Origin of the sequence: Pseudomonas sp. OA65, assembly GCF_017498305.1 — a bacterium.
GTDB lineage: Bacteria > Pseudomonadota > Gammaproteobacteria > Pseudomonadales > Pseudomonadaceae > Aquipseudomonas > Aquipseudomonas zanjanensis.
In genome coordinates this window covers 206,303-231,175 of sequence record NZ_JAGDEZ010000006.1, presented here as the reverse complement: position 1 = coordinate 231,175, position 24,873 = coordinate 206,303, and the positions used below count along the sequence as shown (strand labels likewise).

Here is a 24,873-nt window from a genome sequence, read left to right as displayed (position 1 = left end):
GAGTAGGAGCGCTCGAATAGTCATTTTTTTTTTTTTTTAAAACAGAGGCCGGCGTGCGAAGTTCAGGAGCGTCTCGTGGGCACAGAGATGTGTATAAGAGCAGGCCCTCTCTCCGGCATTGCTCCGTGGGCCCGCCGCGAAGGGCCATCCATGGCCCAGCGCGGCTATCCCGGCATCCATGCCGGGATGCCCACTGCGCAATGCCTGCGTTCGGCCAGCGTGGTTAATGGGGCGCCCGAGATCAACGTCCTCCCCGAGGCGGCCTAGTAGCCGACCTGGTTCTCCCGGTTGTAAACCCATCAGATCTGTTTGAGCAGGTCCTGTGGGAGCAAAGCTTGCTCGCGATGAGGCCAGCAAGCCCAACATCCATGTGACTGAGCCACCGCCTTCGCGAGCAAGCTCGCTCCCACATTCAATCTCCAGTGAACACAACATTCATACCCAACACAGCCCCCCTGTGGGAGTGAGCTTGGTCACGATGAGGCCAGTAAGCCCAACATCCATGTAACTGAACCACCGCCATCGCGAGCAGGCTCGCTCCCACATTCAATCTTCAGTGGACACAAAATTCATATCCAACACAGACCTCCTGTGGGAGCGGGCTTGCTCGCGAAGAGGCCGGCCCATCCAACATCTTCATCGACTGTGACACCGCCTTCGCGAGCAAGCCCGCTCCCACAGGAGATACGCGGTCTCACCAAGAACCAGGTCGGCTATCAGGCCGCCTCGCGGTGGACGTTGATCTCAGCGCCCCATTAACCACGATGGCCGCACGCAGGTCTTGCGCGGCGGCCCACGGAGCAAGGGCTGCGTGCGGGCATGCCGAGCCTAAGCGAGGCACCAAGTGGTGGAGCAGGAGCGCTTTGGTTACTTTCGACTGGGCCGGCTTCCGGGCTTTTCGAAAGTGACCCGCCGTCAGGGCGGAACCCTAAGTGGCCGTTACCGCAGAAACGGATATACACACCACCTTAAAATCCCACTCCAGTTCAACGACTAAGCAGGAAAATCCGCCTGAGGTGCAGCCGAATCGCTAGCAGGTGCAGTTTGGAGATCACACCCACCGATGCTCCACCCCAACACTTCCAGCGCATCGCAACCGTCCTGCAACAACAGATGCGCGGCGCTGGTGAAGTGCTCCAGGTCATAGCCTTCGGCGTTTTTCATGCATAGACAGGAAACGCTGTTGAGTAAATCTCGAGCCACTTTGATGCGATGCGCAGCAGTCTCCAAGAGATCGGAGGCGCCGGCTTCCGTGTCGATAAAAAGTGTGGCTCCGGCGCTGGTATTTGCTTGAAGGGGATGGAACTTGATCATCGGGTTGCTCTCTTGAGTTAGGAGCTACCGCCGTTCGCGGAGGCAGCAAAAAGCGCCGCCGTTGGGGGCGCTCGTGCACTCTTGTTCGACCGGCTAAGATCGGTCACCGATTTGTCGATGACGAGAGAACTATAGGCGAGGCCCTAATGACAAAAAACCGGGTTTCTTGATCTCGGAGCGATCCTACGCGAAACCCGGAACGGGTTTACAGATTCGATATTTGACACACAGATCTCGGAATTCAGCCACGCAGAAAGGTCTGGGTATGCTGTAGGGCAATGCTTCGAGCCACGGAGGCCGGTGCGGTGATGCTGTGATCACAGCGTGGGCAGCCTACAAGCTCCATCGCTATGTCTCGCCAGCGGCTAGGAGAAGGCTGGCATCGCGACCCGGGATGAAATTTTTAAAGTTCGACCTCATTCATGAGAGGTCGTACTCAATGCCTACCCAACATGTATTCCTGCCCCAACACCTCGCACTGGCAATAACCTTGGCGCTTGGCTGTGCCGAGGTTTCAATGGCTCAGTCAGTTGTCGGGGAAGCCCGCCCCGTTGAAACAACCGCCAAGATGCAGGCGAGGCTCAAGGCGTTCGCGGCGGCGCCGGATATAAAGACCGAGAGGGTCACCGAAGCTCAGGAAGCGCCCCTATCGCTGGGCGACAGCGACGACTTGGTGATTGTCAGCAAGCAAGGCGAACTTTTCGGGCTTACTGACGGAGGCGGCGGGACTAATGTCCTGCAATTGGATATCGCCAAGGGAGGCGTGATCAATCAAATAAGTAACGTTAACGATCTGCATCTCAAGCAAGGCGAATGGTCCAACGGCGTCGCTTTCAACGGTGCAAGCCTGGTCGACTCGAAGGCCAAGCTGACCAACACCGGTCAGATTGCGAGTGCGGTGCACGTGCTTGGTATATTCGATAACCGGGGTACCGTGGCCGGTCCCGTGTTCGTTGGAAGAAACGCCACGTTCAGCGGCAACGGGACGGTCGATGCGCTGGATGTAACGGGCTTGATGAAGGTCGGTCCAGACATTGGCGCGCCTTCGGTTACCAACGACCTCAAACTCTCCAAGAGCGCGACGTTGGTTTACGGAATCGACGCGGAGAAAGGCAGCGCCACGATCAAGGTTGGCGGTACCGCGACGCTGGGCAATGCAACGTTGAAAATCCCCGCCGTACCTGGCGAATACACCGATACGCACAGGCGCGTCGTGATTGATGCGGGCAAGATCGAGGGGAAATTCGGAAAGATCGACAGTGAACTTGCCTTTCTGACAGCGACACCTGACTACACGGTAGAGAAACAGGTAGGGCTGGTCTTTGAGCGCAACAACGTTCCGCTGGGAGACGCAGCCACCTCTTCCAACGGTCGCAACTTGATGGAATCTATCGAAGAGCAACAACCGCCAAAAACACCGAAACCGGAACTGTCCAGTACCTTGGTGGCTGCGCCTTCTCCTGCCGTCGATTCGCAAACCAGCAGCCCAACATCAACATCCACCGAACCACCAAAAATCATTGCCAGCGCCCCGCCCAAGTCCGTCGCCAAGTTGCAAGCCATAAAGCCTGCCCCCAAACCCAACGCCGCAATTAGCGCATTGCTCGGTACTAACAAGACCACAGCCGCCGATGCCATCGACCAACTCGGCGGCTACGACACCGCTGACCTGGGCAACGCCACCCTGAGCAGCGTTGCACCGATCAGCTCGGGAATGCTTTCCGCCATGGGCGGCAATAACCCAATGGGTAAGCATGATAACGGCCAGGTCTGGGTCCAGGTCATCGGCAACAGCGGCAGCCTCGCCAAGGAATGGGGCGACTTTGCCCTCAAGCATTCGACCAAGGGCATGATGCTGGGAACCGACTGGGCTGTCAGCCCCGATTGGCGGCTGGGCATTATCGGCAGCAAAACCCAGACGCGGATGGACAGCTATCAATTCGAAGGCGCGCTCGACAGTTGGCTCGCCGGCGCGTACGCCTTGCGCCAGGACGGTCCGCTGGCGCTGCGCCTGGGCGTTGTTTATGGCAATCATGACGGCAGCACCAAGCGCCACGTTGCCTTCAACGGGTTCAGGGATCGCTTGAAGGGTCGTTACGATGCCACGACACAACAGGTCTTCGGGCAGGTGGGCTACAACCTGGATGTTGGACATTTCGATATCGAACCCTATGTCCAAGGGGGTTACCAGCGCTATCGACGCGATGCCTATACCGAAAGAGGTGGAGACGCCGCATTGCAGTACAACGGCCAGGCACAAGAACACTACAGCAGCGACCTCGGCCTGCGCCTCGCTCGCCCTTTTGTGTTCGACCAAGGCATGCGATTGACTCCGCGCGTCGATGTCGGCTGGAAGCACCTATACGGCGACGTCAGGGGCAGCTCCCATCAGCACTTGGTTCATGGCGGCAATACCTACACCATCAAAGGCGTCGAACTGGACCGTGACAGCTTGCTCTGGCAGGCAGGGCTAGATTTGGCCGTATCGCCACGTCATACCCTGGGACTGAATTACAGCGGCGAAACCGGCCAGGACAACCGCAACGGTTCGCTGATGGGCCAGTGGCGGATGATGTTCTGACGGGCGAAAAAAAAGGGGAGCACCTGCTCCCCCGAGGTAAAACATTGCATCGAGGCTGTTGGAATCAGCCTTCGATCTCGATCAGGATCTCGCCCGGGTTGACCCGGTCGCCCTTGGCCACATGAATGGCGGTGACCTTGCCGGCGATGGCCGCCTGGACTTCGGTTTCCATCTTCATGGCTTCGGTGATCAGCACCGCTTGGCCGGCTTTCACCACGTCGCCCTCCTTGACCAGGACATCGACGATGTTACCCGGCATGGTGGTGCTGACATGGCCTGGCGCAGTGGCTTGCTTGCGCTTGCTGCTGCCGCCGCCGACGAACTCATTGAGTGGTTCGAACACGACTTCTTCCGGCATGCCATCGATGGACAAGTAGAAGTGACGCTTGCCTTCGGCCTTGACGCCCACACCGGTGATGTCGACGCGATAGGTTTCGCCGTGCACGTCGATGACGAACTCGGTCGGCACACCTTCACCGCCCGCGGAGCTCACGCTGCCTGCCTCAGGAATTGGCAGCAGCACTTCAGGGGTCAGGGTGCCGGCTTCGCGTTCCTCGAGGAACTTGCGACCGATGTCCGGGAACATGGCATAGGTCAGCACGTCCTCTTCGGACTTGGCCAGTGCACCGATTTCGCCGCGCAGCTTGGTCATTTCCGGCTTGAGCAAATCGGCCGGGCGCACATCGATCACTTCTTCGCTGCCGATGGCCTGGCGACGCAGCTTCTCACTCACCGAGCCCGGCGCCTTGCCGTAACCGCCCTGCAGATAGAGCTTCACTTCGTTGGTGATGGTCTTGTAGCGCTCACCGGCCAACACGTTGAAGAACGCTTGGGTACCGACGATCTGCGAGGTCGGGGTCACCAGCGGCGGGAAGCCGAGGTCTTCGCGTACTCGCGGGATTTCCGCCAGCACTTCGTTCATCCGGTTCAGTGCGCCCTGCTCTTTCAGTTGGTTGGCGAGGTTGGAGATCATCCCGCCCGGTACCTGGTTGACCTGGACGCGGGTGTCCACCGCAGTGAACTCGCTTTCGAACTGGTGATACTTTTTACGCACGGCGTAGAAGTACAGACCGATCTCCTGCAACAGCTCCAGGTCCAGCCCTGTGTCGAATTCACTGCCTTTAAGGGCCGCTACCATCGACTCGGTACCCGGATGGCTGGTGCCCCAGGCGAAGCTGGAGATCGCGGTGTCAATGTGATCGGCACCGTTTTCGATGGCCTTGAGTTGGCACATCGCGGCCAGGCCGGCGGTGTCGTGGGAATGGATGAACACCGGCAACGATTGCTCGGCCTTCAGCGCTTTCACCAGTTCGCCAGTGGCATAGGGGGTCAGCAGACCGGCCATGTCCTTGATCGCCACCGAGTCGCAACCCATGGCTTCCATCTGCTTGGCCTGGGCCACGAACGCGTCGATGGTGTGCACCGGGCTGGTGGTGTAGGCGATGGTGCCTTGGGCGTGCTTGCCGGCAGCCTTCACCGCTTCGATGGCGACCCGCAGGTTACGCACGTCGTTCATCGCATCGAAAATACGGAACACATCGATGCCGTTGACGGCGGCCTTGGCGACGAATGCCTTGACCACGTCATCGCTGTAATGGCGATAGCCCAGCAGGTTCTGGCCGCGCAGGAGCATTTGCAGGCGGGTGTTGGGCAGCGCCGCGCGCAGTTGACGCAGACGCTCCCATGGATCTTCCTTCAGGAAGCGCACGCAGGCGTCGAAGGTTGCGCCGCCCCAGACTTCCAGCGACCAATAGCCGACCTTGTCGAGCTTGTCGCAGATCGGCAGCATGTCTTCGGTGCGCATGCGCGTGGCGAGCAGCGATTGGTGAGCGTCGCGCAGGATTGTGTCGGTAACGTGGATCTTCTTGGACATTGTCATGATTCCTTACAGGCCTGCGTGGGCGGCAATGGCGGCGGCGATGGCCAGGGCCAGCTCTTCGGGTTTGCGCTTGATCGAGTAGTTGGTCAGTTCAGGGTGGCTTTCAACGAAGCTGGTGTTGAACTGGCCGCTGCGGAACTCCGGATTGCGCAGGATCTCTTGGTAATACGCGGCGGTGGTCTTGACCCCCTGCAGGCGCATGTCATCCAGGGCTCGCAGGCCACGGTCCATCGCTTCTTCCCAGGTCAGCGCCCAGACCACCAGTTTCAGGCACATCGAATCGTAGAACGGCGGAATGGTGTAGCCGGTGTAGATCGCCGTGTCGGTGCGCACACCCGGGCCGCCCGGGGCGTAGTAACGGGTGATCTTGCCGAAGCTGGGCAGGAAGTTGTTTTTCGGGTCCTCGGCGTTGATGCGGAACTGCAACGCAAAACCCCGGTGCTGGATATCTTCCTGCTTGACCGACAACGGCAGCCCGGAGGCGATGCGGATCTGTTCGCGAACAATGTCGATACCGGTGATTTCTTCGGTGATGGTGTGTTCCACCTGCACCCGGGTGTTCATCTCCATGAAGTACACCTCGCCTTCGGCGAGCAGGAACTCCACGGTGCCGGCATTCTCGTAACCCACGGCCTTGGCGGCGCGTACCGAGAGGTCGCCGATGTAGGCGCGCTGCTCAGGGGTCAGTTGCGGGCTTGGAGCGATCTCGATCAGCTTCTGGTTGCGGCGTTGGATCGAGCAATCCCGTTCGAACAGGTGCACGACGTTGCCGAAGCTGTCACCCAGGATCTGCGCTTCGATGTGCTTGGGATTGACGATGCATTTTTCCAGGAATACTTCCGCCGAACCGAACGCCTTGGTGGCTTCGGAAATCACCCGCGGGAAGGCCTGTTCGAGTTCTTCACGGCTGTTGCAACGACGGATACCGCGACCGCCGCCACCAGAGGTGGCCTTGAGCATCACCGGGTAACCGATCCGATCACCTTCGGTCAGGGCCTCTTCGATGCCCGCCACGTTGCCTTCGGTGCCCGGCGTGACCGGCACACCGGCCTTGATCATGCTGCGGCGCGCTTCGGTCTTGTCACCCATGCGGCGAATGACTTCCGCCGAAGGGCCAATGAATTTGATGCCGCGTTCAGCGCAAATGTCCGCCAGTTCGGCGTTTTCCGAGAGAAAACCGTAGCCAGGGTGCAAGGCATCACAGCCAGTTTCCACCGCCAGGTTCACCAGTTTGCGCGGATTGAGATAGCCGGCCAGCGGATCAGCGCCGATGCTGTGGGCCTCGTCCGCACGCTTGACATGCAACGCATGGCGGTCCGCGTCGGAATAGACCGCGACCGAGCGAATGCCCATCTCGGCGCAAGCGCGCACGATGCGGACGGCGATCTCACCACGGTTGGCGATCAGGATCTTTGTTATCAATTGGAGGTTCCCTTGAGCCGGTGATACCACGGCCTGGGGTCCAGGCCGACGCGTGACCAGATGTAACAATTGGTCGCAGCTCCACACTAGTCCTGGCTGGGGATTAACAAAAATGAATAATTATTGGGTCATGCATAAGTAAAGACTTATAGTCGCGCTATTCATTTCGGCCCAGGGTGCTTGGATTATGCGTAAGTCATTGATGCGTATGACATTGCGTCAACTGCAGATTTTCAATGAGGTGTGCGACCTAAGGTCCTACAGCCGTGCTGCCGAGGAAATGTCTCTCACACAACCGGCCGTCAGCCTACAGATTCGTTCCTTGGAAGAGCTGATTGGCCAGCCGTTATTCGAGTATGTCGGCAAGAAGCTCTACATGACCGAAGCCGCCGAAGCCCTGCAACGTGCCAGCCGGGACATCTTCGGGCGCCTGGAAAACCTCGATATGCAGCTCTCGGACATGCAGGGTTCGCTGCAAGGCCAATTGAAGTTGGCGGTGGAGTCCAGCGCCAAGTACTTCGTCCCGCATTTGTTCGCCGCGTTCAAGCGTCAGCATCCGGAGGTCAACCTGAACCTCACGGTGGTCAATCGCGGCCAGGTCATCCGCCGGCTCTCGGACAACCGCGACGACCTGGTCATCATGTCCATGGTGCCCCAGGACATGGGCCTGGAATTCCTGCCCTTTCTCAACAATCCGATCGTCGCCGTGGCGCCGCCCGATCATCCGTTGTGCCACCTGGGTCCGCTGCGTTTGCAGGACCTGGAGCCTTATACGCTGCTGTTGCGCGAACCGGGGTCCGGCACGCGACTGGCCTGCGAGGAATATTTCAAGGAGAAACGGGTGCATTTCACCCAGACGCTGGAAGTGGCGTCAGCGGAGGCCCAGCGCGAGTGCGTAGTCGCCGGGCTGGGCGTGGCGCTGCTGACGCGCCACGCCGCATGCCGGGAACTGTCATCCGGCGCGCTCATCGAGTTGCCGGTGGAGGAATTGCCACTGTACCGCAGCTGGTGCCTGGTGCAAGCCAGGGCCAAGCGCCTGTCACCGGTGGCCCATGCCTTCCTGGCCTTCGTTCGCGGCGAGCGCGCTCAGATCAGCGGCCTGGTTGAGCGTTTCGACGGGAAGCCGCCGGCGTTGCCTGCCAGTAATTGAATTCTACCGCGTCAGGGAATTCGCTGATCTCGGCCAGAAGCTGACGCTGTTCATAGCGGTCTTCAATTGCACGACGGAACGCCATGCGGCGCTGGTCTTCCTGCTGACGACGGGTTTTGACGGCGCTGCGTTCTTCGTAGGACTGGGTCATGTCGAGTCTCCCAAGACGTATACGGGAGCTTTACGATGACGATGAGGGATGACGGTTTGGCGGCGCGTGCGTTACAGAACGATGAATTCAGGGGAAATGACACTTTGTGGCGAGGGAGCTTGCTCCCGCTCGGCTGCGCAGCAGTCGCAAACCAGCCAATGCGGTGTATCTGGGGAAAATCGTTGGGGCCGCTTCGCAGCCCAGCGGGAGCAAGCTCCCTCGCCACAAAGCGCCTAACTTCCAAGACCAGTGCTCAGTCGTCCAGCGCCTTCACCGATTTGGGCGACAGCCGCAGGCTGCGAAGGCTACGCTTCACGCTCTTGAGGTGGTTGACCAGGCTCGGACCGCGCGCCATGGCGACGCCCATCGCCAGCACATCGATCACCACCAGATGAGCGATGCGCGAGGTCAGTGGAGTGTAGATCTCGGTGTCCTCATGCACATCAATGGCCAGGTTCACCGTGGACAGCTCTGCCAAGGGTGTCTGGCTCGGGCACAAGGTGATCAGCGAAGCCCCGCTTTCGCGCACCAGGTTCGCAGTGATCAGCAGGTCCTTGGAACGCCCCGACTGGGAAATGCAGATCGCCACGTCGGTGGGTTTCAAGGTGACCGCCGACATGGCCTGCATGTGCGGGTCGGAATAGGCCGCCGCGGTCAGCAGCAACCGGAAGAACTTGTGCTGGGCGTCGGCCGCCACCGCGCCCGAGGCGCCGAAGCCATAAAACTCGACACGCTGGGCCTGGGACATGGCCGTGACGGCTTTTTGCAACGCCACCGGGTCGAGTTTCTCGCGAACCTCCATGAGGGTATGCAGGGTGGTGTCGAAGATTTTCAGGCTGTAGTCAGCCACTGAATCATCTTCATGGATCGCAAACTGACCGAAGCTCGCGCCGGCGGCCAGGCTTTGCGCCAGCTTGAGTTTCAGATCCTGGAAACCCGAGCAACCAATGGCCCGGCAGAAGCGCACGATGGTCGGTTCGCTGATGCCGACGCTGTGGGCAAGATCGGCCATGGAGCTATGCATCACGGCCGCAGGATCAAGCAGTACGTGATCGGCGACTTTCAGCTCCGACTTGCGCAGCAAGTGGCGTGACTGGGCGATGTGTTGCAACAGGTTCAAGGGGCTGGACTCTTGTTATGGGCAGATGCCGGGATGTAGCAAGCTTGTAGTTATACTACAAGAATTGGCTCTTTGCCCGTCCAAAACGTAACTGGATTGCCTCGCTGCCCCCTTGTTTTGGCCGAGGATCGCCCGATGTAGCAGGCTATGTCGGTGCGCAAACCACCCCCGCAGCCGATCCGCTGACTTCCAGACCCGCCCTGAACCTCAAATGTGTCTAGTGATCATGAACTCATCACTAAACAACTTAAAGCCCTTGAACAATATATCCCCGCACTAACAGCCCAACGACTTCACAGCACAACTAAGCAAGTCGATGCAAACTCATCTTTCCTTACAATACCAACGACAATCAAGCCAACACCATCAAGTCGAAGTCGATATATTAGGCCCCGCAGGAAGCAATCAACTTTAACTACAGGAACTTACTATTATGAAAATCATCACTAAAGATTGGACCGCACAAATCGATCGTATGCCAGGCGCTGCATCTTTCCGCACCTTTGGCACCGTAACCGTAGCAAATTCCGGCGTTATCCCGACGTTGGTACGGAGCGAAAAACAAGACAAATCCTTTGATCTACGCTTGGATTTGGTACTTCAAAACGCCGGTGGAGTTTCGCTACAAGTACTTACAGACAAGGTTGTCGAGTATAAAGAACTGGGCGACTCCAATGTCACTGGCGTAAGTATTTTTTTCGAAGGCCAGCTACTGCACCATATCGATAACGTGATTATCACTCACTAAGCTCACGCTTTTTACAACTTCCCGTCGGAGGACTTGGTTGTCCGACGGGAAGTTATCCCTACGCCGTTTAGTCACCCTTCATATTGAGCGCGTAACAACGCTGCCAGCCCCTCGGCTCCCACCGGACGGCTGATCAAATAACCCTGCACCTCATCGCAATGCTCATTCCTGAGGAACTCGAGCTGCTCTTGGCGCTCAACGCCTTCGGCCACTACCTTTAGCGACAAGCCATGGGCCATTGCAATGATTGCCCGGGTAATGGCGGTGTCCACGCTGCCCTCCCCCAGCCCGCGAATGAACGCTTGGTCGATCTTCACATAGTCCACCGGGATACGCTTGAGGTAGCTCAGGGATGAGTAGCCGGTGCCAAAATCATCGATCGCCAGCTTAACCCCAAGGTCACGTAGTTGCTGGAACGTGGCAATGATGTGTTCAACGCTGTCGAGCAACTGGCTTTCGGTCAATTCCAGTTCCAGGTACTGGGGCGCCAGGCCGGTTTCCTCCAACACTTGCCGCACCAGGCTGACCAGCTTGCCCTGGCGCAATTGGTGTACCGACAGATTGACCGACACCCTGATCGGCTCAAGCCCTTGGCGCTGCCATTCGCAAGCCTGCCAGCAGGCCTGGCGCAACACGAACTCGCCAATCGGCCCGATCAACCCGGTTTCTTCAGCCAAGCCGATGAAGTCCCCCGGCGGGACTCGGCCCATGGTCGGATGATCCCAACGCACCAGCGCCTCGGCGGCGTTCAGGCGACCGGTCGCCAGGCACAATTTCGGTTGATAAAAGACCTTCAGTTGTTTCTCTTCCAAAGCCTTGCGCAGTTGATTCTCCAGTTGCAGGCGCTCCAGCGTGCTGGCCTGGAGGCTGTCGGTGTAGAACTGGAAATTGTTGCCCCCCAGATGCTTGGCGTGCTGCATGGCCATGTTCGCCTGGCTGACCAGCGTGGCAATTTCCCGCGTGTTGTCTGGCAACAAGCTGATGCCGATGGAGGCACTGAGCACCAATTCATGACCTTCGATGGTCAGCGGCACGCGCAGCTTGGCGGCCAACCGGGTCGCCACTCGCGCCAGGCTGGAAAGGTTGCCGTAGGCATCGAACAACACCGCAAACTCATCGCCCGATAACCGGGCGATGGTGTCGGCCTCGGGCAGCGCATTGATCAGGCGCCGCGCCATCTTCTGCAACAACTGGTCAGCAATGTCATGGCCGAGGCTGTCGTTGAGCAACTTGAAACGGTCCAGGTTGATGTGCAACAACGCCAGGCTGCGTCGTCCGCCCTGGCGCACCCGCTGATGAGCTTCGTTCAGGCGCTCGCGGAACAGCGAGCGATTCGCCAGCCCGGTCAGTTCGTCGTAGTGGGTCAGGTAACGCATGCGCTCTTCGGATTCGCGGCGCGCCGAAAGATCGGCGAAAAAACCCACGATATGGCTGACATTTCCCCGAGCATTGCGCACGACGTTCAGTTGCAGCCATTGCGGATACAACTCGCCGTTGGCCCGCGCCTCCACCAACTCACCCTGCCAGGTGCCATGCTGTTTGAGCGCTTGGCGAATGATGGGGTAGTGCCGGCGCGCGTCGCGGCTGCACGGCAGGTTGACGACGTTGCGCCCGAGCATGTCATCGATATTGAAACCGGTGACTCGCGTAAACGCTTGATTGGCCGCGAGCAGCACATAGTTGGGGTCGAAAATCACAATGCCTTCGCTGGCGGCCTCGAACACCGTGGCCGCCAGCTGCCGTTGCTGCTCGATCTCCTTGCTCGCGCTGATGTCGCGCCGAGTCCCGACCATGCGCAGCACCCGTCCGCTGGCGCTGCGCTCCACGGCCCGGCCACGGTCTTCGATCCAGACCCAATGACCATCGCCGTGCCGCACCCGGTATTCGATCTGGTAATCCTCGCTGCGGCCCTTGAGGTGTTCGATCAGGGCCCGCTTGAGCGCCGGCAGGTCTTGGGGATGCAGGCGCGGAGTGAGATGGCTGAGCATCGCTGTGACGTATTCGGGCTCCAGGCCAAACAGTTCCTTGAGCTGGGTGTGATGGACTTCGTCAGTCTGCAGGTTCCAATCCCACAACCCCAACTCACTGGCCTTGAGGGCCAGGGCCAAGCGCGCCTCGCTTTTGCTCAGGGCTTGGCTGGCGGCCTCCAACTCAAGGCTGCGCTGCGCGACCCGCGCCTCCAGGCCCACCTGGGCCGCCCGCAATTTTTCCTCGGCCGAGCGCCGTTGCTCAACCTCCCGACCCAGCGCCTCGTTGAGCATCGCACCGCGGGTTTGGGTTTGCTGCAGATGCTCGATCAACGCCTGGTTCTGGAAACGGCGCAACATGCCGTTCTGGATCAGGCGGTTGACTTGCCAAGCCACCACACTCAGGGAAACCAGCACAATCAGCCCGAGCCAGCCCCACCCCCGTTGCTGCTCATCGCCGCCCCAGAAGAGATAGCCGATGGCCGGTAACAGGCAGGGCAAGGCAAAGGACAGGAACGCCGGAAGACTCACGGCATAGGCCACGCTGGCCGACAGCGCGGCCGCGCCAATCAGGCCGAACACCCAGGCCTGCTGCTGGAAGCTGTCGGCCGGGACTAATGCGATGCCGGCCCCGGCCAGCGTGAGGCCGGTCATCGCCGAGCCCAGCAAGAACATACGCAACCAGATCGGATGAGCCTGGCGGTTTGGCATTGCCGAATCGAACGCCGCCACCTGGATCACTCGCAACGCCACCAGGGACAACAGCCAGACGAGCCAGACGCTGACCAGAAAATAGCGCTGTGGCTCCCATAACAGTGCGGCGCAGACCAGACCGTTGAGCAGCATGAACAATGTGGGAAGCAGTGAGCCTTGATACAGCAGACGTGTGCGCTCGACCGCCATCTCCGTGGCGTACTGCTTGCAGATGACCCGGGGTTCCACACAGGGGCCCGCCGGATCGGAATTGAGGGTCATTGGCACTGTTCTTGTTCTTATAGAGAGGAGCGTGGAGAACCCGAAACGAGCACCGAGCATACACAAGCCACGGGCCATCCCACACTGCCCCAGCTCATAAAAACCTTGAAAAAGTCGCTATTTCATTGGCTGGCGACCCTCCCGAGCGAGTCCCGCCAACGCCTGTAGCCTGTGACTCGCCGGTCATCACCAAACGGTCTTTTATCGGCGGATGCAAAGCTCGGTTTGCCCGGGGTGACGCCGCACCCTAGAATGCCCCGATGCGCGATGATCTCTCCCTTCTGCTGAACTCACTCAACGATGCCCAACGTCAGGCCGTAGCCGCCTCCGTGGGTCGTCAGTTGGTCCTGGCCGGTGCCGGCTCCGGTAAAACCCGAGTGCTGGTGCACCGTATCGCCTGGTTGATCCAGGTCGAGAACGCCTCGCCCCATTCGATCCTGTCGGTGACGTTCACCAACAAGGCCGCGGCCGAGATGCGCCATCGCATCGAGCAACTGATGGGCATCAACCCCGCCGGCATGTGGGTCGGCACCTTCCACGGCCTGGCACACCGCTTGTTGCGGGCGCATTGGCAAGAGGCCGGGCTGAGCCAGACCTTCCAGATCCTGGACAGCGACGATCAGCAGCGTCTGGTCAAGCGGGTGATCCGCGAGCTGGGCCTGGACGAACAACGCTGGCCGGCCCGCCAGGCCCAATGGTTCATCAACGGCCAGAAAGACGAAGGCCTGCGTCCGCAGCATATTCAAGCCAGCGGCGATCTGTTCCTGGCGACCATGCGCAGCATCTACGAAGCCTACGAGGCGGCGTGCCAGCGTGCCGGGGTCATCGACTTTTCCGAGCTGCTGCTGCGGGCCCTGGACCTGTGGCGCGACCACCCGGGCCTGCTGGCTCACTACCAAAAGCGCTTCCGGCATGTACTGGTGGACGAATTCCAGGACACCAACGCCGTGCAATACGCCTGGTTGCGCCTGCTCGCCAAGGGCGGCGACAGCCTGATGGTGGTGGGTGACGACGATCAGTCGATCTATGGCTGGCGCGGCGCCAAGATCGAGAACATTCACCAGTACTCGGCGGACTTCCCCGACGCCGAAGTCATCCGCCTGGAACAGAACTACCGCTCCACTGCCGGCATCCTCAAGGCCGCCAACGCGCTGATCGCCAACAACACCGGTCGCCTGGGCAAGGAACTGTGGACTGACGGCGGCGAAGGCGAAGCCATCAACCTCTATGCCGCCTTCAACGAACACGATGAAGCCCGCTATGTGGTGGAAACCATCGAGAGCGCGCTGAAAACCGGCCTGGCCCGCAGCGACATCGCCATCCTGTACCGTTCCAACGCCCAGTCGCGTGTACTGGAAGAGGCCTTGCTGCGCGAACGGATTCCTTACCGCATCTATGGTGGCCAGCGCTTCTTCGAACGTGCGGAAATCAAGAACGCCATGGCCTACCTGCGCCTGATCGAAGGTCGCGGCAACGACGCGGCCCTGGAGCGGGTAATCAACGTGCCGACGCGGGGCATCGGCGAGAAAACCGTCGAGGCTATTCGCGACCACGCGCGCCACAGCCATGTGTCCATGTGGGAAGCCATGCATCAACTGGTCACCAACAAAGGCATGACCGGTCGCGCCGCCGGTGCCCTGAAGGCCTTCATGGACCTGATCGAAGACCTGGCCGCCAAATGCGGGGACATGCCCCTGCACTTGATGACCCAGACCGTCATCGAGCAGTCCGGCCTGATCGCCTACCACGAAGCGGAAAAAGGTGAGAAAGGCCAGGCTCGGGTGGAAAACCTCGAGGAACTGGTCAGCGCCGCGCGCAACTTCGAGAACACCGAAGAAGACGCAGACCTGTCGCCCCTGTCGGCCTTCCTGGGTCACGCTTCCCTTGAGGCCGGCGACACCCAGGCCGACGAACATGAAGACAGCATCCAACTGATGACCCTGCACAGCGCCAAGGGCCTGGAATTCCCTTACGTGTTCCTCGTGGGCATGGAAGAAGGCCTGTTTCCCCACAAAATGAGCCTGGAGGAGCCGGGACGCCTGGAAGAGGAACGACGCCTGGCCTATGTCGGCATCACCCGTGCCATGCAGAACCTGGTCATGACCTACGCCGAAACCCGACGCTTGTATGGCAGCGAGACCTACAACAAAGTGTCGCGCTTCGTACGTGAAGTGCCGAAGGGCTTGATCCAGGAAGTACGGCTGTCCAACAGTGTCAGCCGACCGTTCGGTGGCGGCCAGCAACAAAGCACCAGCAGCTTGTTTGGCGGCAGCGATATCCCGGAAACCGGCTTCAGCCTCGGCCAGACCGTGCGGCATTCGGTATTCGGCGATGGCGTGATCCTCAACTTCGAAGGCGCCGGCGCCCAGGCCCGGGTACAAGTGAACTTCAGCGAAGGCAGCAAATGGTTGATGCTGGGGTATGCCAAGCTCGAGGCGATCTGAAGATTTGCTAAACCCTGTGGAGCAAGGCTTGTGGGAGCAAGGCTTGCCCGCGAGGCGGTGGCACATTCGCCATAGGTGTGTCAGACAGATCGCTATCGCGGGCAAGCCTTGCTCCCACAGATACCTTCCCCTACCCATACTAGTTTTCCGACAGAACTTGTCCCCCTTTCCTACAGCCCAAAGCGAACAGGCCTTCTTGCACAGCCGAAGCTGAACCTCAGCTGTCACGCAAAAGCCCGAAACACTCTGTCACTAGCCAGCAACAGTTCAGCTGTGCAACATGGCGCGCGTGCTATCCACAAATGGGAATGCCTTTATATGAAACGTTTTCTTAGCATCGCCATGGCGCTGTGCATCGGCCTGACGATGGCCATCGACGCCAATGCCGCCAAGCGTTTTGGCGGTGGTAAAAGCTCGGGCGCTGCCCCGACTCACCAGACCAGCCAGATGGCACCGTCATCTGCCGCCGGTTCTACCGCTGCCACTGCGGGCGCGGCCGGTGCCGCGGGCGCTGCCACCAAGGCCAGCGGCGCTTCGCGCTGGCTCGGCCCCTTGGCCGGCATCGCGGCCGGTGGCCTGCTCGCCTCCATGTTCATGGGCGACGGCTTCCAGGGCATGCAGATCTTCGACATCCTGATCATGGCGGTCATCGCCTTCCTGGTCTTCCGCTTCATTGCCGCCCGTCGTCGCAAGCAGCAGGAGCAACTCGCTCCAGCCGGCCACGCGCCGATGCAGCGTGAAGTGTTCAACCAGCAGCCTGCCAGTGGTTCGATCTTCGGTGGTTCGGCAGCGCCTGTGGCCGCTCGTCCGGTCATCAATGCGCCGGCCTGGTTCAATGAACAACGCTTCATCGAAGCCGCGCGCAACCACTTCATGGCCCTGCAACAGCATTGGGACGCGAACGAGATGGACAAGATCTCCGAGTTCGTCACCCCGCAATTGCTGGAATTCCTCAAGCGCGAACGGGCCGAGCTGGGTGACGGCTTCCAGTCCACCTACATCGACAACCTGCAGGTGCAACTGGATGGCGTCGACGATCGCGCCGACAAGACCATCGCCACCCTGACCTTCAGCGGTGTGTCGAAGGATTCTCGCTTCGACAAGGGCGAAGCGTTCAGCGAAAGCTGGAACATGGAACGTGCCCAGGGCGATGACCAGCCTTGGCTGGTGGCAGGTATCCGCCAGAACGGTTGAACCTTTACCGGTTTTGCATGTTGAAATAAAAGAACCCCGGCTCAGGCCGGGGTTTTCTATTTCGCGGTTGCATCTATAGCGAGCTACTGTATAAACCGCTCCATATAAAACCGCGCCATCGAGAAAGAGGATCCCCGGACGTGGAAGAAATCATCGAACAATTGCGTGAAGCCAACGAGCCCGTACCGGTCCCGCTGGAATTGCCCGACGAAGACTTGCTGGTAGAGATCGAAGAGCAGCTGTTCATCGACATCCCCTTCGTCTTCAGGGAGTTTTTGCTGACCGTCAGCGATGTCGTCTACGGCAGCCTGGAACCGGTGACCGTCACCGATCCACAATCCCACACCTACCTGCCTGACGTGGCCGCCAATGCCTGGGATGCCGGCGTCGACCGCAGCCTGATCCCGATCTGCCAGGACGGCGACGATTATTACTGCGTCGAAGAAGACGGTACGGTGGTGTTGTGGCAAGCCGAAGAAGAACTGGTCGCCGAGGAAACCTGGGAATCGGTCTGGCACTGGGCCCGGGACGTCTGGCTGGAAAGCTGAGCCCCGCTGCCGGTCAATGCCCGGACGACTCCTTGTGGTTGTCCAGGGTTTCAAGCAAGGCCACCTGCATCCGTGTATGCAAGCGGATGAACCAGCGCCAGAGCAATGCCGCCACGGCAGTCGCCACCACGGCGATCAGTACGAGCAACTTGTTGGTCGGCAGGATGCTGGCCGACAAGGCGGCCAATAGCAGGAATATCACCAGCAGCGAGAGAAGCGGAATCACTTCGGCGATCACCCGACGCACGCGCTGGGTGTGGCGGCCAGCTATCTCCGGCTTCACGCCCATCTCCGCCAGCAACATCGACAGCGCCTTGAGCTTGCGGTACGCGGCGATCAGGAACGGTAGCGACAGCAGCAACGCGCCGCCCCAGATCAGTGCTTTCTGCCAGCTCGGATCGCTGATCCAGGCTTGCAGGTAAGCCGACATCCGCTCGGCGAAATATCCCCCCGAGACAAAAATGGCGATGACCAACGCTAGGTTGACGCCGACCTGCAGCAGAATCCGCCGGATCATCGACGCCAGCATCGCACCTTCGCCGTGGGGCTGAATGCTACGCAGCCATTCGCCATACATCCCCAGCACCCGCGTCAGCCGTTGCGGCATGGCCGTCGCCAACTTGACGGACAGCGGGTCGGCGGCTCGGATCAAGTACGGCGTCAGCAGTGTGGTCAGCACCGAGACGGCGACCGCTACCGGGTAGAGGAAATCGCTGGTGACCTGGAGGGTCATCCCCAGCGACGCGATGATGAAGGAAAATTCGCCGATCTGCGAAAGACCCATCCCAACGCGCAGCGAGGTGCGTCCATCGTTGCCGGCGATAAAGGCACCGAGTCCGCAGGACAACATCTTGCCAAGCACCACGGCGCCCGTGATCACCGCAATTGGCCAGGCATACTGCAGCAATATCGCCGGATCGAGCATCAGCCCGATGGCGACAAAGAAGATGGCGCTGAACAGATCGCGCACCGGCTCCACCAACCGCTCGATCTTCAGCAGTTGCCGGGACTCGGCCATGATCGCACCGATCAGGAACGCCCCCAGCACCATGCTGTATTCCAGCTTCACCACCAGCAGGCAGAAGCCGAAACACAGGCCGAGCACGGTAATGAGCAGCATTTCATTGCTGTCGAACTTCGCCACGTACGCCAGTAACCTCGGCACCAGCAGAATGCCGATGACCAACGCGACGATCATGAAAAGGGACAACTTGCCGACGGTGGAAAACACCTCGCCGGAGCTCACGGTGCCGCTGACGGCGATGCTCGACAGCAAGGCGATGATACCGATACCGAGGATGTCCTCGACGATCAACACCCCGAAGATAAGCTGCGCGAAGCGCTCGTTCTTCATCTTCAGGTCGTTGAGGGCCTTGACGATGATGGTGGTGGAGGAAATGGCCAGGATCGCGCCCAAAAACAGCGCGTCCATGGTGCTCCACTCGAACCAGCGGCCGATTTCATAGCCGATCCAGATCATCAACACGATTTCGAGGAACGCCGCGATGAAGGCCGTGGCGCCGACCTTGAACAGTTTGCGCAGGCTGAATTCCAGGCCTAGGCAAAACATCAGGAAGATCACCCCGAGCTCGGCCAGGGTCTTGATCGTGTCTTCGTCGTGGATAAAACCAAACGGCGGCGTGTGCGGGCCAATGATGAAGCCGGCCACGATATAGCCCAGTACCACCGGTTGTTTGAAACGATGAAAGAGTACGGTTACCAACCCCGCAGCCAGCATGATGATCGCCAGATCCTGGATGAAACTGATGGCATGCATGTCGGGGCTCCCTGTTCAAATGACGCACTGCCGAGCTGGAGAAATCCGTTTCCGCTGTAGGAATTGCCCTCGCAAGGGGCTTTTGAAGGGTAACACCGCGACTTCCGACAAAAAGACGGTGCAATATACGGAAACAGATCCATCGGCGCGTGACGGCAAGCACAGGCGCAGCGTCCCGATATCGGTGGTTTTAAAACGGGGTGACCTGTTTGCAGGCCACTCACCAGCATCCGCAGAGGTGCACTCCCGAATGACTGCCTTGAACCGTGAGTACGTTATGGAACCCGGAAACGCCCAGCTGTCGATGACGGTGTTGATGACCCCCGATATGGCCAACTTCTCTGGCAATGTCCATGGCGGCACCTTGCTCAAATACCTCGATGAAGTCGCCTACGCCTGCGCCAGCCGCTACGCCGGGCGCTACGTGGTGACCCTGTCGGTTGACCAGGTGATCTTCCGCGAGCCGATTCATGTCGGCGAACTGGTGACCTTCCTGGCCTCGGTGAACTACACCGGCAACACGTCGATGGAAGTGGGCATCAAAGTCGTGACCGAAAATATTCGCGAACGCTCGGTGCGTCACACCAACAGTTGCTTCTTCACCATGGTTGCGGTGGATGACCAGCGCAAACCCGCTGCCGTGCCGCCCTTGCAGCCGCAGAACAGCGAAGAAAAGCGCCGCTACGAACAAGCCCAGCAACGGCGGCAGATTCGCCAGGAACTGGAGAAGCGTTATCAGGACATCAAGGCAGATGGGCCTTAAGCGACCATTGAAACAAATGTGGGAGCGAGCCTGCTCGCGATGGCGGCATCAAATCCAACATTGATTTGCCTGTCACACCGCTATCGCGAGCAGGCTCGCTCCCACATGGATTAGGGCTGTTTGATCAGAGGCTGATCGGCACCGCCTCGAACCGCACCCGCGGATGGGCGATCCGGTCCTGGGCACGGACCAGTTCCAGTTCATAGCTGGTGCAGGCCTGGGTTTCCAGCAGCACTTCGTGCACCGCAGCGGCGGTGAATTCGAACGCCGCCACCAGGCTGTCCCCCAACAGTATCCGTGCCAGGAACAACCCCGAGGTCAGGTCACCCACACCCACCGGCTGGCGCGGGAAAGCCAGCAGTGGACGGCGCAGGTGCCAACTGCCCTCGGCGGTCACCAGCAGCATTTCGAAGCTATCGTCGGGTTTGCCGGGGTAGGCCAGGTGCTTGACCAGCACCGCTTTCGGGCCACGGACCAGCAACGCGCGAGCCATGGCCAGGCAATCCAGCAAGGACTGCGCCTTGCGCCCGGAAAAACTGTCCAGTTCCAGTTGGTTCGGGCACATGAGGTCCGCCACCGCAGCGGCTTCTTCCAAGAGAAACTCGCTTACCTCGGGCGCCACGATACAGCCCTTCTCTGGATGCCCCATGACCGGGTCACACAGGTACAGCGCCTTTGGGTTGGCCGCCTTGATCCGCGCCACGCCCGTCAGAATCGCCCGCCCCTGGGCCGCACTGCCCAGGTAACCGGACAACACCGCATCGCAATGCCCCAGCTCGCCGATGGCGGCAATGCCTTCCACCAAGGCCGGTATCTGCTCTGGCGCCAGCACCTCCCCGGTCCATTGGCCGTACTGGGTGTGATTGGAAAATTGCACGGTATTGAGCGGCCAAACGTTCACGCCGACCCGCTGCATCGGAAACACTGCGGCGCTGTTGCCAGCGTGACCGAACACCACGTGGGACTGAATGGCAAGCAGATGAGGCGTACGTTTCATGCGGGAGGTTTCCGTAAAACGATTGAAATTCAAGCCGCGCAGTATGCGACTAAACGCAGCCTGTACGACAGACCGGCGAGACAGTTAAGCTGACAGCAACTTGTTGGAGCACTTCGTTCATGCTGACCCTTGGAAACATTTTCGTGCTGATGCTGCTGGCTAGCGGCGGCGCCTGGCTGTGGCACAACCATGGTTTGCGCGAACGAGCGTTGGCGAGGGTCATGCAGCATTGCGCCAACCTCAAGATCGAATTGTTGGACGGCAACGTGGCGCTGAAAAAAATCGGCTTCGTGAAGGACGCCAATGGTCGACGACGCCTGGCTCGCGTCTATACCTTCGAGTTCACCGTCACCGGCGAAAGCCGCCATTCGGGAACCATCACCCAGTTTGGTGCCCACAGCGCACACATAGAACTGGCGCCCTACCCGATGCCGTTCGAAGAAACACCGCCAACGCCTCTTGAGCCGGTCCAGACCAGGCCCAGGGCCGAAGTCATCGAGTTGAGCCAGTGGCGCCAGGAACACAACAAGTGGAAGCCTTGAAACAGGGTTGAGTCAGGCACACCGGCAGTTCGCCAAACCGGCTTGCAGGCGATCGACGTCTTGCGGCTGATCGAAAATCAACTCGATCCGGGAGTCCTGGCGCCATTCGCTGGCTTGCCAGCCCAGCGCCGCCCCTTCCAACGCATTGGCTGAAACCCAACCGTCGAGGCTGTGGATAACCATTTTCGCCCGTTTCCAGTCTTGGCCTTGTAGCCATCGCGTCAATGTCGCTGCGTCGAATTGCTGGCTGGGGTGCCAGCGCCAACCAATACTCCAGCCACCTTCCTGCTGCTGATACAAGCAGATCGGCAGCGTCGGGTCGGACCAGATGGCCTGTATCTGGCCCAGGCTCTTCGGTAGATTCAAGTTATCCACAGCCCCACTGCCCCGAGACGCAAGGCCTGGCAATCGCTCGATCGGGAACGCCGCGTATTGCGTCCAGTACAACGCGTGCCCTGACAACTGCGCCGTCAGTCGTTCGCGATCGGCTTGGGTGACGGTCTCGGATTTGTTCAGCACCAGCAGTCCGGCACTCGCCAAGGCTTGTTGCTGTGCCCCGGGCAAGGGCTTGCCGTCCACCATTACCCGGGCATCCAACACCAGCACACAGGGTTGCACCGCCAGCACGCCGAGCCATGGCGCTTCGCTCAACTGCCGCATCAACTGCGCCGGATGGCCCAAGCCCGAGGGTTCGATGAACAGCCGATCCGGTCGGGCCTTGCGCAGCAAACGCCCAAGACCGATCTGAAACGGCGCGCCGTTGACGCAACACAAGCAGCCGCCGGCCACTTCGCCCAGTGCGATACCATCGCCAGCCTGGGTCAGCAGCGCGGCATCCAGGCCGATCTGGCCAAACTCATTGATCAGCACCGCCCAGCGCTCGTTGGCCGGTCGCTGGGCGAGCAGATCCCTGATCAGGCTGGTCTTGCCGGCGCCCAAAGGGCCGGCGATGACATGGGTGGGAATGTGCTGCAACATAATCGACGACTTTCGATGGAGGTGAACATGCGGATGATCGGCTGGTTGTTACTGGCATTGACGTCGAACCAGGCATTGGCCCAGGCCTGTGTGGTCCACAGCCAGGCGGAACGGCTCGATGTGAAAGTCTGCCAGCAAAACCGCAACATTCCGCAGAAGCTCTTTGCCGACGGTTTCTGCCAGCCAAAACTTGCCGGCCAAAAGGTCGAGGTGCAATACGTCGATCAATGCCCTGGCGGCGCGTTCGGCGTGTGCAGCAACGCCCAGGTCGCCAATATGCCTTACCGCCAGGATATTCACTATTACGGCGTGGCGACCGATGCCGCTTACCTGCAGCCATTTTGTGAGGGGAAAAGCCAGGGAACTTGGCTCAAGCCTTAAGCCAGCCAATCCAGGGTGAGAATCAATCGGCGCTCTCCCGGCGCGAGCTCCGGTGATCGATGGATCAGGCCAAACCCCTCATCACCGTGCCATTTCTCGCCTTTAAGCAAGCCGACATCACCGCAACCAAACTGCTGGATCACGCGCGGATCAACCGGCCCGGCTTCAGGCTGTGCCAGGCGTCGGCGGTCCATGGCCTCCTCCTTGAGCCACTGGCTGCCGACACCCGCATAGGTAGTCAGCAACCGCACCGGCACGTGGTCAACATGGAAACGCGGGCACATGGCCTTGTCCAGGGTGCGTAGACGCATACCTACACGTTGGGCGCCCAGCAGGCAGGCAAACGCACTGACGAGCCAGGAAACATCGGCGATAAAACCTTCATAGCCTTGCAGGTCGCTGAAACCTGCAGCCAGGCCGTGCAGCGCTGGACGGGTGTCCTCCTCTGGCAAGTCGAGCACACGGGACTCAGCCAGTGGCTGGTCCATCGCTAGCACCATGGCGGCAAAATCGCTGATGTGTGCAGGAAGCTGCCGCTGCCAGACCGCCAGGTTGGTGCCGTCGTCCAGGATCTGCGTGAATATTCCCGGCGTATCAGCTTGGACCTGCCGTACCCCAACCGCGCTTATCAGACTGGGCGCCAGCATCACGCTGCGACCTCGTCATGCCACGGCCCGAACGGATCCGGCAACAAGCGCCAACGCTCCACACCCAAGACCATTTCCGCATCGGTGAGCAGGCACGCGTCCAATTCAGCAGTGAGTTGGGCAAAATCGATGTCCTGACCAATAAAGACCAGTTCCTGGCGACAATCGCCGGTGGCGGCCAGCCAGTTCTTCATGATTGCTGCCGTGCTCTCTTCATCCTGCGGCCATTGGTTTTTCGGCACGAACCGCCACCAGCGCCCAGCGAAGCCATGCCGCATCAAGCCTCCCGCCTGGGACCAACTGCCCGCCTCCTCAGACTTGCTGGCCAGCCAGAAAAAACCCTTGGAGCGCAGGAGTTTGCCGTTGGGCCACGGACGGTCGATGAAGCTGAAGAACCGTTGGGGATGGAACGGCCGGCGGGCACGGTAGGCAGTCGAGGCGATGCCATATTCCTCGGCTTCGGGCACGTGTTCGCCACGCAACTCCTGTAGCCAACCAGGTGCCTGGGCGGCGCGTTCAAAGTCGAAAAGGCCAGTGTCGAGAATTCGGCCCAGGGGTACCTGCCCCATGACCATGGGGATGATCTGCGCCTGGGCGTTGAGGCGCCGCAGAATCGCGCTCAATTCTTCACGCTCGTGTTGGCTGATCAAATCGATCTTGCTGATCAGAATGACGTCGGCAAACTCGATCTGTTCGATCAGCAAATCGGTGATCGAGCGCTCATCCTCGTCTCCCAAGGTTTCGCCCCGTGAGGCCAGGCTCTCAGCAGCCTGGTAATCCAACAGGAAATTCACCCCATCGACCACCGTGACCATGGTGTCGAGTCGCGCCACGTCGGCCAAGCTTCGGCCTTCTTCATCACGAAACGTGAAAGTTTCCGCCACGGGCAACGGCTCAGAGATACCTGTGGACTCGATCAGCAGGTAATCGAAGCGCCCTTCCCTGGCGAGTTGCCCGACTTCTTCAAGCAGGTCCTCACGCAACGTGCAGCAGATGCAGCCGTTGCTCATTTCCACCAGTTTCTCTTCGGAACGATTCAGGGTGACATCTCGCTGGACTTCGCTGCCATCGATGTTGATTTCGCTCATATCGTTGACGATTACGGCGACCCGCAAATTGTCTCGATTACGCAGGACGTGGTTGAGCAACGTGCTTTTACCGGCACCGAGAAATCCGGAAAGCACGGTTACGGGAAGGCGATTGGGCATCGGTATATCCTCATCGGGCGGCCGCTTCGACGTCGGCTCGTTTCCAAGGTTTGGCTGGGTTCAAGGCCTGGTTATTTTGTATGTTAT

Annotated in this window: 20 protein-coding genes; 9 read left to right on the top strand and 11 right to left on the bottom strand. The window is 59.9% G+C overall.

What is annotated here, in order from left to right:
* Window positions 1-993 precede the first annotated feature (993 nt).
* Window positions 994-1,314: a hypothetical protein gene (locus J3361_RS07730; RefSeq protein ID WP_207963710.1), complete on the bottom strand. Its 321-nt coding sequence runs from the start codon at window positions 1,312-1,314 to the stop codon at window positions 994-996.
* 439 nt (window positions 1,315-1,753) lie between these two features.
* Here J3361_RS07730 and J3361_RS07725 point away from each other — a divergent pair, with 439 nt between their 5' ends.
* Window positions 1,754-3,895, top strand: a complete 2,142-nt coding sequence (locus tag J3361_RS07725; RefSeq protein ID WP_207963708.1) for an autotransporter outer membrane beta-barrel domain-containing protein — start codon at window positions 1,754-1,756, stop codon at window positions 3,893-3,895.
* 64 nt (window positions 3,896-3,959) lie between these two features.
* Here the strand turns inward: J3361_RS07725 and oadA are convergent, their stop codons facing one another.
* Both oadA and J3361_RS07715 read right to left on the bottom strand, forming a co-directional pair.
* Window positions 3,960-5,768: a sodium-extruding oxaloacetate decarboxylase subunit alpha gene (gene oadA, locus J3361_RS07720; protein ID WP_207963706.1), complete on the bottom strand. Its 1,809-nt coding sequence runs from the start codon at window positions 5,766-5,768 to the stop codon at window positions 3,960-3,962.
* Window positions 5,769-5,780: 12 nt separating this feature from the next.
* Window positions 5,781-7,196, bottom strand: coding sequence for an acetyl-CoA carboxylase biotin carboxylase subunit (locus tag J3361_RS07715; protein ID WP_003187105.1), 1,416 nt, complete (start codon window positions 7,194-7,196; stop codon window positions 5,781-5,783).
* A gap of 187 nt (window positions 7,197-7,383) precedes the next feature.
* Here J3361_RS07715 and J3361_RS07710 point away from each other — a divergent pair, with 187 nt between their 5' ends.
* Window positions 7,384-8,346, top strand: coding sequence for a LysR family transcriptional regulator (locus J3361_RS07710; RefSeq protein ID WP_243458777.1), 963 nt, complete (start codon window positions 7,384-7,386; stop codon window positions 8,344-8,346).
* On the opposite strand, the gene J3361_RS07705 is transcribed toward J3361_RS07710, so the two are convergent.
* Together J3361_RS07705 and hexR are read right to left on the bottom strand one after the other, a co-directional pair.
* Window positions 8,288-8,497, bottom strand: a complete 210-nt coding sequence (locus J3361_RS07705; protein WP_080675527.1) for a hypothetical protein — start codon at window positions 8,495-8,497, stop codon at window positions 8,288-8,290. The two genes, J3361_RS07710 and J3361_RS07705, sit on opposite strands and share 59 nt — an antisense overlap.
* A 253-nt stretch (window positions 8,498-8,750) precedes the next feature.
* A complete protein-coding gene (hexR, locus tag J3361_RS07700) occupies window positions 8,751-9,617 on the bottom strand; it encodes a transcriptional regulator HexR (protein ID WP_003187110.1) in 867 nt (288 codons plus the stop codon).
* Between the two features lie 433 nt (window positions 9,618-10,050).
* Here hexR and J3361_RS07695 point away from each other — a divergent pair, with 433 nt between their 5' ends.
* Window positions 10,051-10,365, top strand: coding sequence for a hypothetical protein (locus tag J3361_RS07695; protein WP_207963704.1), 315 nt, complete (start codon window positions 10,051-10,053; stop codon window positions 10,363-10,365).
* Window positions 10,366-10,436: 71 nt separating this feature from the next.
* Here the strand turns inward: J3361_RS07695 and J3361_RS07690 are convergent, their stop codons facing one another.
* A complete protein-coding gene (locus tag J3361_RS07690; RefSeq protein WP_207963702.1) occupies window positions 10,437-13,307 on the bottom strand; it encodes an EAL domain-containing protein in 2,871 nt (956 codons plus the stop codon).
* 260 nt (window positions 13,308-13,567) lie between these two features.
* Here J3361_RS07690 and uvrD point away from each other — a divergent pair, with 260 nt between their 5' ends.
* From uvrD to J3361_RS07675, 3 genes are all read left to right on the top strand, one after another.
* Window positions 13,568-15,751: a DNA helicase II gene (gene uvrD, locus J3361_RS07685; RefSeq protein ID WP_207963700.1), complete on the top strand. Its 2,184-nt coding sequence runs from the start codon at window positions 13,568-13,570 to the stop codon at window positions 15,749-15,751.
* A gap of 318 nt (window positions 15,752-16,069) precedes the next feature.
* Window positions 16,070-16,945, top strand: coding sequence for a Tim44 domain-containing protein (locus J3361_RS07680; protein WP_053126712.1), 876 nt, complete (start codon window positions 16,070-16,072; stop codon window positions 16,943-16,945).
* A gap of 140 nt (window positions 16,946-17,085) precedes the next feature.
* A complete protein-coding gene (locus tag J3361_RS07675; protein WP_024616886.1) occupies window positions 17,086-17,493 on the top strand; it encodes an SMI1/KNR4 family protein in 408 nt (135 codons plus the stop codon).
* Between the two features lie 13 nt (window positions 17,494-17,506).
* On the opposite strand, the gene J3361_RS07670 is transcribed toward J3361_RS07675, so the two are convergent.
* The gene (locus J3361_RS07670) at window positions 17,507-19,270 is read right to left on the bottom strand and encodes a cation:proton antiporter (protein ID WP_207963698.1); all 1,764 of its coding nucleotides are present in this window, start codon (window positions 19,268-19,270) and stop codon (window positions 17,507-17,509) included.
* A gap of 277 nt (window positions 19,271-19,547) precedes the next feature.
* On the opposite strand from J3361_RS07670, the gene J3361_RS07665 reads away from it, so the two are divergent.
* Window positions 19,548-20,033 (top strand): acyl-CoA thioesterase, encoded by a 486-nt coding sequence (locus J3361_RS07665; RefSeq protein WP_053126717.1) that lies wholly within the window; start codon window positions 19,548-19,550, stop codon window positions 20,031-20,033.
* 124 nt (window positions 20,034-20,157) lie between these two features.
* Here the strand turns inward: J3361_RS07665 and pdxY are convergent, their stop codons facing one another.
* Window positions 20,158-21,030 carry a pyridoxal kinase PdxY gene (gene pdxY, locus J3361_RS07660; protein ID WP_207963696.1) on the bottom strand — a complete coding sequence of 291 codons (873 nt, stop codon included), beginning with the start codon at window positions 21,028-21,030 and terminating at the stop codon, window positions 20,158-20,160.
* A gap of 119 nt (window positions 21,031-21,149) precedes the next feature.
* Here pdxY and J3361_RS07655 point away from each other — a divergent pair, with 119 nt between their 5' ends.
* Window positions 21,150-21,572 carry a DUF3301 domain-containing protein gene (locus J3361_RS07655; protein WP_207963694.1) on the top strand — a complete coding sequence of 141 codons (423 nt, stop codon included), beginning with the start codon at window positions 21,150-21,152 and terminating at the stop codon, window positions 21,570-21,572.
* Window positions 21,573-21,584: 12 nt separating this feature from the next.
* On the opposite strand, the gene J3361_RS07650 is transcribed toward J3361_RS07655, so the two are convergent.
* Entirely contained in the window at window positions 21,585-22,550 is a 966-nt protein-coding gene (locus tag J3361_RS07650; RefSeq protein WP_207963693.1) for a CobW-like GTP-binding protein, read from the bottom strand.
* A gap of 27 nt (window positions 22,551-22,577) precedes the next feature.
* Here J3361_RS07650 and J3361_RS07645 point away from each other — a divergent pair, with 27 nt between their 5' ends.
* A complete protein-coding gene (locus J3361_RS07645) occupies window positions 22,578-22,931 on the top strand; it encodes an NADH:ubiquinone oxidoreductase (RefSeq protein WP_207963691.1) in 354 nt (117 codons plus the stop codon).
* Here the strand turns inward: J3361_RS07645 and J3361_RS07640 are convergent.
* Together J3361_RS07640 and zigA are read right to left on the bottom strand one after the other, a co-directional pair.
* Window positions 22,928-23,578 (bottom strand): DUF1826 domain-containing protein, encoded by a 651-nt coding sequence (locus J3361_RS07640; protein ID WP_207963689.1) that lies wholly within the window; start codon window positions 23,576-23,578, stop codon window positions 22,928-22,930. The genes J3361_RS07645 and J3361_RS07640 overlap by 4 nt on opposite strands.
* Window positions 23,578-24,786 (bottom strand): zinc metallochaperone GTPase ZigA, encoded by a 1,209-nt coding sequence (gene zigA, locus J3361_RS07635; RefSeq protein WP_207963687.1) that lies wholly within the window; start codon window positions 24,784-24,786, stop codon window positions 23,578-23,580. Before zigA ends, J3361_RS07640 begins: the two co-directional genes overlap by 1 nt.
* Window positions 24,787-24,873: the final 87 nt, after the last annotated feature.